The 10,063-nt window shown below is 34.5% G+C and carries 6 protein-coding genes and 1 pseudogene; 4 read left to right on the plus strand and 3 right to left on the minus strand.

What is annotated here, in order from left to right; genetic code table 11:
• Window positions 1-28 precede the first annotated feature (28 nt).
• From FJR06_RS18205 to FJR06_RS24495, 4 genes and pseudogenes are all read left to right on the plus strand, one after another.
• A pseudogene (locus FJR06_RS18205) lies at window positions 29-1,093 on the plus strand (alpha-amylase family glycosyl hydrolase); the annotation flags it as partial.
• 241 nt (window positions 1,094-1,334) lie between these two features.
• On the plus strand, window positions 1,335-1,724 hold the full coding sequence (locus tag FJR06_RS18210; protein WP_015080094.1) for a M48 family metallopeptidase: 390 nt from the start codon (window positions 1,335-1,337) through the stop codon (window positions 1,722-1,724).
• A 97-nt stretch (window positions 1,725-1,821) separates the two neighbouring features.
• On the plus strand, window positions 1,822-2,559 hold the full coding sequence (locus tag FJR06_RS18215; RefSeq protein ID WP_015080093.1) for a Uma2 family endonuclease: 738 nt from the start codon (window positions 1,822-1,824) through the stop codon (window positions 2,557-2,559).
• 575 nt (window positions 2,560-3,134) lie between these two features.
• A complete protein-coding gene (locus tag FJR06_RS24495; RefSeq protein WP_254434451.1) occupies window positions 3,135-6,497 on the plus strand; it encodes a glycosyltransferase in 3,363 nt (1,120 codons plus the stop codon).
• Between the two features lie 280 nt (window positions 6,498-6,777).
• On the opposite strand, the gene FJR06_RS18230 is transcribed toward FJR06_RS24495, so the two are convergent.
• The 3 genes from FJR06_RS18230 to FJR06_RS18235 form a co-directional block, all read right to left on the minus strand.
• Window positions 6,778-7,239 (minus strand): DUF29 domain-containing protein, encoded by a 462-nt coding sequence (locus tag FJR06_RS18230; protein ID WP_168651974.1) that lies wholly within the window; start codon window positions 7,237-7,239, stop codon window positions 6,778-6,780.
• 71 nt (window positions 7,240-7,310) lie between these two features.
• Complete coding sequence (locus FJR06_RS24765; RefSeq protein WP_256369516.1) at window positions 7,311-7,436, minus strand: hypothetical protein; 126 nt, start codon at window positions 7,434-7,436, stop codon at window positions 7,311-7,313.
• Between the two features lie 8 nt (window positions 7,437-7,444).
• Window positions 7,445-9,646, minus strand: a complete 2,202-nt coding sequence (locus FJR06_RS18235) for a hypothetical protein (protein WP_174783500.1) — start codon at window positions 9,644-9,646, stop codon at window positions 7,445-7,447.
• Between the last annotated feature and the right edge of the window lie 417 nt (window positions 9,647-10,063).

Here is a 10,063-nt window from a genome sequence, read left to right on the forward strand (position 1 = left end):
TCAGTCCCTTTAGGGCTGAGTTACTGACTCTAGTCGAGGCTTTTTCTTTTTCCATGATGTGTTAGAAAATGGTTCTAATTCTCCTTGGGTAAATTGGTTTAAAATTCAAGATTGGCCGCTTGCCCCTTATGATGGTAATTTACCTGCTAACTATGATGCTTGGGCGGGGATTCGCTCTTTACCAACCTTTAATCATGATCATCCAGATGTGAAGGAGTATATCATGAAAATTGCCGAATATTGGCTGGAATTTGGCATTGATGGTTGGCGGTTAGATGTGCCTTATGACATTAAAATTCCGGGTTTTTGGCAGGAATTTCGCCAACGAGTTAAAGGTATTAATCCTCATGCTTATATTGTCGGTGAGGTTTGGACAGATGCCCGTGAATGGCTCGATGGTACACAGTTTGATGGGGTATTGAATTATTTATTTAATGAGGCAGTGCTGGCGTTTGCAGTAGGCGATAAAGTAGTATTAGAATTCGTAGAATCTCAGAGTTATTATCCCTATCCTCCTTTAGATGCGGCTGGTTATGCAGCCAAAATTCACAGCCTTTTGGAACTGTATCCTTGGGAAATTCAACTAACACAATTAAACATTCTCAGTAGCCATGACACAGCCAGATTAATTAGCATTGCTGACGGTGATCAAGCAAGTGTAGAATTATGTAATCTCTTATTATTCACATTTCCCGGTGCGCCTAGTATTTACTATGGTGATGAAGTGGGTTTACCTGGAGGAATAGATCCTGATTGTCGCCGTGTTTTCCCTCCTGAATCTGACTGGAATTCCAAAATTTTAAATACTCATAAACAATTAATTGCTATTCGGCAAAATTATCCGGCTTTGCGAATTGGTAAATACCAAGTTCTCTATGCAAAAGAAACAGTTTATGTATTTGCGCGAATTTTAGAAAGTGAAGAATTAATTATTGCTGTGAATATAGGAACTGAAACTATTACAGTCAACCTAGATTGTAGTAGTTTACAAAGTCAACCAAATCAAGTTTTATTTGGGAATGGGGAAATTATCTGGAAAGAGGAAAATGTTTGTTTAATTATTCCTCCCCGTAGTGGTTTGATTTGGGGATAATTAAGAGGTTGTTTGAAAACTTTTTCGTGTGGGATCTGATCCCCCTAAATCCCCCTTTCCAAGGGGGACTTTGAGGAATTTAGCCCCCCTTTGTAAGGGGGGTTGGGGGGATCTCGATTAATTCTGATACTTTTCAAACATCCTCTAAAAAATATTTATGCGTGATATTTTTTTTGCTGGTGGTGGGTATTCTATATTGTAGGAGTGATGCTGCAATTTGGATAACAGCAATTTTTGATACATGGCTACTTCAGGAGATGATTATTTAGTTCAGCGCGGTAAGCAGATTGAGCGAAAGAAAAGAATTGTTACATATATTGGAATGGTTTCATTTGGTGGTTCAATGTTGTTTGGAGGGGTTAATACCATCAAACAGGCTTGGGAAAAACCAAAGCAAGCAGTAGTTCAATCTGCTGAGACTGATTTACAGAAACTGGTTAAGGGGTATGAGTTGGTTTTACAACGTGAACCAAATAATCAAACTGCACTTGAGAAGTTGTCTATGATTCGATTGCGAATGGGGGATAATAAAAGTGCGATCGCTTTGATGGAAAGGTTGGTAAAATTACATCCACAGAGACAGGATTATCAAACTGTTTTAGCGAATACAAAGAAGACAATAGGAAAATAAAAATCATATCAGAATTGTTTATAATATAGTTTGATGAGATATAAAACTATATCTCGTCTTAGCTAACACCAAACATATTCTTCCAAAATGGAAAATTATGGACACCCTGAAACTTGCTCCTTCAACACAGTTACCAGATCATACTCAATTACCCTGTGAAGATGGAAATTTCGTGAAAAATTTTCAAGAACATCCTCAAAGTATTCTGTTAACAGAATCTATCTGGTCAAAATTACAAACAATTCATCCAGATAAGCAATTTTGCATAGGACAAGATAGCGGTATTTATTGGCGGATTACAGAACCACCAGAACGAGGTGCAGAAGCGCCAGATTGGTTTTATGTTCCTGATGTGCCACCGGCTCTAAATGGTCAAATGCGCCGTTCTTATGTGATGTGGCAAGAATTAGTTGCTCCCCTAATTGTCATTGAATTTGTATCAGGTAATGGTAGAGAAGAAAGGGACGAAACTCCATATCAAGGAAAATTTTGGGTTTATGAAAAAGCGATTAGAGTACCTTTTTACGGTATTTATGAAGAAAAGAAATCATTATTAGAATTATATCATTTAATCGAAGGACAATATCACCTGATGCCACCTAATGCAAGGGGTCATTATGTGATTGAAAAAATGGGTGTTGAATTAGGAATTTGGCAAGGAACATATAAAAATGTCGAGTTACCTTGGTTAAGGTGGTGGGATTTAGCAGGAAATTTCTTGTTAACAGGAGAAGAACAAGCTGAACAAGAAAAACAACGGGCGGAACAGGAAAAACAACGGGCTGATAAATTAGCAGCGAAATTGCGAGAATTAGGCGTTGAATTTGATGATTGAGTAATCTGATATGATGTAAAACCTCTATCCCGCAAGGAACTCAAGTTCCTTGCTAATAGCGAAAGTCATCTAAAGATGACTAAATATTAGGAAAGTTTATTAGTCCGTTTTAACGGACTTGAACTATGAGACTGGGAATTAATTCCCAGGCGGGTTATGGGTTTTATTCCTTAAATACAAGGTATGGAAGCGGTGACTGCGGTGAGTATGTAGAGAAGAATCAATTGCGTTTCTAAAATCACTTGGATATTTGTTAATAATTGTATCATAAAATATGGATAGATTATAGCAGGAGTCAAGGGATTGATACTGACATTTTTATGTCAATTGTAAATATCTGTGAAAATTAACATTAGTATATCCAGAAAGTGATAGATTTCTGGAAATTGTGGGTACTCTCTATATATAGGTAGGGGTAATTGAGGGGGTTAAGGAGTGAAGTAAGCGATCGCTTTGATGGAAAGGTTGGTAAAATTACATCCAGATAGACAGGATTATCAGACTGTTTTAGCAAATGTGAAGAAATAGCAAAATTCGGAATAATTAATAAGTCAAAAATAACACACAAGTTAAGTATGCCTATATCAGTTAAATGTAAAATATGTGGATCTAATACAAACTTTTTTTCTCACAGTATTGTATTAAGTAAATATAAAGTTAATTATTTTCAATGTCTTCATTGTAGTTTTGTTCAAACAGAAGAGCCTTACTGGTTAGGGGAAGCTTATTCTAATATCATAACAAAAAGCGATATTGGTTTAGTATTTCGCAATCATTATTGTTCACAAAAAGCATCTCAAATCATTTTTAATATCTTTGATCATGGGGCTAAATTTTTAGACTATGGGGGCGGATATGGTCTGTTTGTTAGTATGATGAGGGACTTAGGCTTTGATTTTTATTGGTTTGATAAATTCTGTAATAATTTATTTGCTCAAGACTTTGAAATAGAGAAAAATAACTATTATGAGTTAGTAACTGCATTTGAAGTTTTTGAACACTTTGTCAATCCTATTGAAGAGATAGAAAATATTTTACGTTTTTCTAAAAATATTTTATTTAGTACAGAGATTTTGCCTACAGATAATCCTAAACCCAATGAATGGTGGTATTATGTACCTGAGGAAGGACAGCATATATCAATATATACATTTAAGTCCTTATCAGAAATTGCGGATAAATATAACTTGAATTTTTATTCTAGTGGCACATCTAATAATGGTATATCTTTACACCTGTTGACAGAAAAAAATCTAGCACCTGATGTTTTTAAGAACTTGTGTCATAGTCAGCTTGGAACACTAAAAAAAATATCTTTAGTGAATAATGGAACGCAGATTAAAATAGCGTTAGATATTGCTGTACTAGGTTTAGGAACTATATTTGAAACTGCTAAAACTGGAGTTTTTAGAGTAACAGAGTATCTTTTAAAAGGATTAATAAAATCCCCTCAGTGTTGTGTCTATTTATGTACGAGTGTTCCTGATGTATTTGATGCTTGTCAAACTTATATAAATCAAAATCTTGAATATAAAAATCTTCCTTTATTTAACTTATCAGAACTAAGATATCAAAATATAGATATTTATCACTCTACCTATTATCCTTTACCGAATAATATTTACTTTGCCACAAGAGTTGTCACTATTTGTGATTTAATCCCTATTCTTTTCCCGGAGTATTTTAATAATAATTCAGAGCATATAGTTAAAAATACTATAGATCAGATAGATAAAAATGATTTTGTCTGCTGTATTTCTGAATCAACAAAGCAAGATATTTGTAAATATCAGCAAAATATTGATGCAAAGCAAGTATTTGTTACATATTTAGCAGCTGATAAAGAAAAGTTTTATCCTTGCAATGATCAGGAATTAACTATTAACACGAAACAAAAATATAAAATACCAAATCAACCTTATCTTTTAAGTTTATCAACCCTAGAGCCAAGAAAAAATATAGCTCATATTATCCGTTCTTTTTTGACATTGATTGAAAACAAAAATATTAATGATCTTAATCTTGTATTGATAGGTACAACAGGATGGCAATATGAAGAAATTTTTACAGAAATAGATAAAGCTCAAGAATTAAAAAACAGAATTATTATTACCGGTTATCTTCCCGATGAAGATTTAGCTCCTTTGTATTCAGGTGCATTAGCATTCATATATTTATCTTTATATGAAGGTTTTGGCTTACCACCATTAGAAGCTATGCAATGTGGAACTCCAGTAATAACGTCTAATACTTCTTCATTACCTGAAGTGGTTGAAAATGCGGGAATTATGCTTGCTCCTAATCATGCGATAGGGCTTTGTGATGCCATATTTAAGTTATATTCTGAACCCGAATATCGAGAAAATTTAGCTAAAAAATCTGTTCAACAGGCTCAAAAATTTAGTTGGGATAAATATGTTCAAGAAACCATCAAAATTTACGAATTAGCTAAAGAAAAAGCAAAAACTTTACCTCCTCGTAATATTTTAATTGATGCAGTATTTTTCCAACTATATCAAACAGGCATTGCTAGAGTTTGGCAAAGTCTTTTAGAACAATGGGCAAACACAGAATTTGCTAATCATATTCTAGTCTTAGATAGAGCCAATACTGCGCCTAAAATTAACGGTATTCGTTATCGGACAATTTCCGCCTATAACTATAACAATACCGAAGCTGATAAACAAATGCTGCAAGATGTTTGTCATGAGGAATCAGCAGAATTATTTGTTTCCACCTACTATACCACACCGATAGAAACACCTTCGGTATTTATGGCTTATGATATGATTCCCGAAGTATTAGGAGGAAACTTAAATGAACCTATGTGGCGTGAAAAACATAACGGTATACAACACGCATCATCTTATATTTCCATCTCTGAACATACAGCCAAAGACTTACATAAATGTTTCCCTGATATACCCTTAGAATCCATTACTGTTGCTCACTGTGGTGTAGATCCTCTTTTTTCTCCTGCTTCTGAAAAAGAAATTAATACTTTCAAACACAAGTATGGCATTAATAAACCTTATTTTCTCTTGGGTAATTTACAAGGATATAAAAATTCAATTCTTTTTTTCCAAGCCTTGAGTCAATTAGTCAATAAACAAAGTTTTGATATTATTTCTACTGGCGCAGGCAACCAATTACCTTCAGAATGGCGACAATATATCCCAGGGTGTACTTTTTATGGACTGCAATTAACTGATGAAGAATTGCGATTAGCTTATGCTGGTGCAGTAGCTTTAGTTTATCCCTCTAAATATGAAGGTTTTGGAATGCCAGTAATAGAGGCTATGGGCTGTGGTTGTCCGGTAATTACCACCCGTAACGCTTCCCTTCCCGAAGTCGCAGGAGCAGCGGCTATTTATATAAATGATCATGATGTTATGGGATTAGCAGATGCTTTATGTGAAGTCCAAAAACCCAGTATCAGAAATAGTTTAATCAATGCAGGTTTAGCACAGGCTAAAAAGTTCTCTTGGAGAAAGATGGCTGAAACTGTTAGTAATGCTTTAGTTAATGCAACACAGTTGTCTTTAAACCTCAGAGATATTAACTTAATTATATTCCCAGATTGGTTACTACCAGAAGATGAACTAGGTTTAGAGTTACAAGAGGTGATTCAAACATTAGCAAATCATTCTGAAAATAAAAAAATTACTCTGATTATCCACACAGGTAATATTGCTATTGAAGATGCAGAAATGTTTTTATCTAGTGTAGCTATGAATCTGTTAATGGAAGATTTAGATATTAGCGATACCATAGATATTTCTCTGGTAGGTAAACTAGGGGATATGCAATGGCAATCTTTATTACCCCGCATTTATGGTAGAGTTATCTTGAGTAATGAAGCTAAAATAAATTTAGCACAAATACCAGTTAGTAACTTAGAAAGTTATCCATTGGATAGTTTGATAAGTCAATTTTAAGAGTCTTAGAAATGTAGGTTGGGTTAAGCAATAGTGCAACTTTTGATTCTTTTTGATAGCTGAAGTCCTTGTATTTCACTCAGAGGGTGTTTGAAAAGTTATGGTTGATGTATCAAATATTTTTTACCCCACCCTAACCCTCCCCTTGTAAAGGGGAGGGAACTGGATTTTTATTGTTTCCCCCCTTTACAAGGGGAAAGGGGGGTAGCAATGTGATGAAAATTACGGAATACCACTTTTCAAACATCCTCTCAACCAAGAACCGCTGTATCAAATCCAGTTACTTTTGAAGATACCAATTATCATCTAATAATTGTTCTAAAGAATAGGGACAATTATCAGGGAATAGATTTGATGCTAATCCTGTTTTTTGAACAACAACTTTCAAAGCAACATTGTAAATATGATCTAATTCTTGAACTAACTTATTTTTTAATGTAGTAGTTAAGCTATTGTTTAAATCATCTCTAAAAGCGATTATTTCTCCCTGCCAATGCCGATGGTTTCGATCATATTCGTCTTGCCAATATTCTAATAGTAAAATATGAATTATAATTTGTCTTAATAGACTTCTAACTTTGTTTAAATCATTTCTTCCCAAACTTTCTAACTCCTCAATTAAATTTTCTAAGTCTAAGTTTTCTAAATTTTTTGCTTTTAGAAGCTTAATAGTTTCTTCCAACCAGAGATAATCGTCAATTTCATACAGTCTTTGTAGTTGATTTGGTGTTTTATTTAACATAATCACAATCCTTTTTTTGTTAGGATGGGTCATTTATAGCGTTTTCCGCTTTGATGAGGTACAAAGTTGAATCATGAAACTCTTGTGGTGCGGGCATCTTGCCCGCTAGATATGTACATCATAACATCGGGAAGTGCTGTAAAATCAGCCTTTTGATTAAAGATTAACATAATTTCCGGCGCTTCGATTTCCGGCATTGCTGATTTTATGGATGAATATACCTTTGCCACATTTGCTGATACGCATTCTCCATTTCCCGGGCAAATTTCTGACCATTCCATAGCGGTGATGTTTGTCTTGACTTTCGCAATTTCCACACAATTTCTTGTCTTAATTTCTCATCCTTACCCAACTTCACACCCCACTCGACATATTCTTCATCACTCCAAGCTAAACCTTCAGTTACACCCACATTCATCATCATTGTATAACTATTCCGGGCTGCAAATTGTTCTCCCACTTTTGTCACTATCGGTACACCCATCCATAATGTTTCTAAAGTAGTAGTTGCACCATTATAGGGATAGGTATCTAAAACGATATCTGCAATGGCTAAATTGGCGCGGTGTTCCATCTCTGTAGGTGCAGAGGGTAAAAACCTAAAACATTCTAAATCAAGTCCTTGGGCTTCAGCAAGGGGAGCAATAAAATTTTGCATATCTCCATGATTGCTGCGATTATCTTTCAGCAGAAAATAACTATTAGGAACTTGTTTAATAATTTGCATTTGCAAGCGGATATTATCGGGATTACGTTTTAATCCAGTTTGAGAACTAAAATAAATAATTCCATCATTAGGAATATCTAAAGATTCTCTACTGATAGTTGGTGTTCCCACAGTAAAGCCATCAATACCAATATAATTTTGCGGGAGTCGCCAAATCTTTTCTGTATAATAATCCTGTGCTGATGCAGGTAAAACATAGTTATCAGCAATAAAATAATCAACCGTCGGGAAACCAGTAGCATCATACCCTAACCAACTAACTTGAATGGGTGCAGGCTTCAAAGCTAAAATAACACAATTACTATAGGAAGTTAAACTATCTAAATCAACTAAAATATCTATTTCATCTTCATTTATTTTATCTGCAATTGTCACTATCGGCGGGCATAATTGATGAAAATGATCACCAAATTCGTTTTTATAAGCTTGTTGTTGTGAATCGTAAATATTCTCTCTTAAAGAATATAAATGAATATCAAATTTTTGGCGATTATGATATTTTAATAACCACCAAGCTAAATAACCGACAGAATGGGAACGAAAACACTCCGATACATAGCCTATCCTTAAAGGACGCTGACTCAAAGCAGGACGAGGTGTATTCAAACGCTGTTGATAAATGTTGATCTCTTCAGGAAATTCTTGCCACATCATTTTTTGACATAAAGCAGCTAATCTATTGCGAATTAATCTATTTTCATGGGGATTATCTTCCATGTATAGGAAAAAGTGACCAAATGCTAAGGTTGTATTTGTAAGTAAACTTTTGCTTTCTGTTTCACTGCTGACAAGATCAGATAAAAGCTGTTTATATTTTTGGTACGTTTGTAGAGCTTTTTCTGGATTTTCGAGAGACTCTAAAAATGCTATAAGTAAGTAGTAAGTGCCATGTATTTGCCTAATTAGTTCTGGGGAAGTTACTAAATATTTGTTTGCCCAATCAATAGACTCTTGACGATAATCTCCTCCTAGTAATTGTAGGTTACTGATTATTTTGACAGTAAAATATAGACTATCAGGTTCTAAGCGGAAGCCAATTTTGGAGAAATAAATTGACATCCCAAGGTTAAAACAAAAATCATAGCTATCAGCCTTATCTATCAATAATTTAATAATAGTCTCAGAATTTATTAAATAAGGTATAAAGGCCTCTACTAATTTATCTATCAAAGGAGGAGGATTAACTGGGTTAGGACGAAGCAACTTCTCAATCACTTGCACTAATAATTTCTCATCAAAAATAGGGGGTTCTATTAGTTCGGATATAATGGCAATTAATTGATTAATAGTTGTTTCCCAATCCTCAATTTTTAAATCAATATTTAGTTCAATTATTTTTAAAAGATTATTAATATCACCAGGGACAAATTCTCTAATGTGTTGACGAATTACCCAAGCTAGTTGAGATTGAGAATCTGTTTCCTGTTGTTGGGCAGAATTTAATAAAATTTCTGTTAATTGCTGTAGCCATTGTTCCGATTCTTCCTCTCCAAATTCTAGCAGTGGAGTCATCCAGGCTATCTGCGCTTCTTCTTCTCTTCCTGCTAATAACAAAGCTAATCCTAAATACCAATAATTAGTAACTTCCTGGGGATTTTCTGTAATATTTTGTTCATATTCTTGAATAGTTAATAAGCTTGGGGTAGCAGAAATTTGAGTATTTAAGTTGGTGGTAATCATTTAAAAATTGAACTACTTTTAATTATCTTGTCAATGAATTTTTTGATTAGATTTGTAGGTTGGGTTGAGGAACGAAACCCAACAAATACGTTGAGTTTACGTTGGGTTTTACTTCGTTCAACCCAACCTACGGGAAAATGGCAAAGGTATTGATCTTGTCAATGAATTTTTTGATTAGAGGATGTTTTAAAAGTTTTTAATGTGTAAACAGACCCCTCTCCAAACCTCTCCCCTACCAGGGGAGAAGCTTTAAAAACCCCATTCCCTTGTAGGGAAGGGGGGTTAGGTTTTTGGAGATTATGGGTTTCATACAATACTTTTGAAACAACCTCTTAGAGGGTGTTTGAAAAGTTATGGTTGATGTATCAAATATTTTTTACCCCACCCTAACCCTCCCCTTGTAAAGGGGAGGGAACT

The organism is Dolichospermum sp. UHCC 0352, from assembly GCF_009711925.1.
In the GTDB taxonomy this organism is placed as follows: Bacteria; Cyanobacteriota; Cyanobacteriia; order Cyanobacteriales; family Nostocaceae; genus Dolichospermum; species Dolichospermum lemmermannii.

Excerpts from the sequence above, each read along its gene's own strand:
- FJR06_RS18210 (WP_015080094.1), top strand. The coding sequence starts at position 1,335 with ATGGCTACTTCAGGAGATGATTATTTAGTTCAGCGCGGTAAGCAGATT.
- FJR06_RS18215 (WP_015080093.1), top strand. The coding sequence starts at position 1,822 with ATGGACACCCTGAAACTTGCTCCTTCAACACAGTTACCAGATCATACT.
- FJR06_RS24495 (WP_254434451.1), top strand. The coding sequence starts at position 3,135 with ATGCCTATATCAGTTAAATGTAAAATATGTGGATCTAATACAAACTTT.
- FJR06_RS18230 (WP_168651974.1), bottom strand. The coding sequence starts at position 7,239 with ATGTTAAATAAAACACCAAATCAACTACAAAGACTGTATGAAATTGAC.
- FJR06_RS24765 (WP_256369516.1), bottom strand. The coding sequence starts at position 7,436 with ATGCCGGAAATCGAAGCGCCGGAAATTATGTTAATCTTTAATCAAAAG.
- FJR06_RS18235 (WP_174783500.1), bottom strand. The coding sequence starts at position 9,646 with ATGATTACCACCAACTTAAATACTCAAATTTCTGCTACCCCAAGCTTA.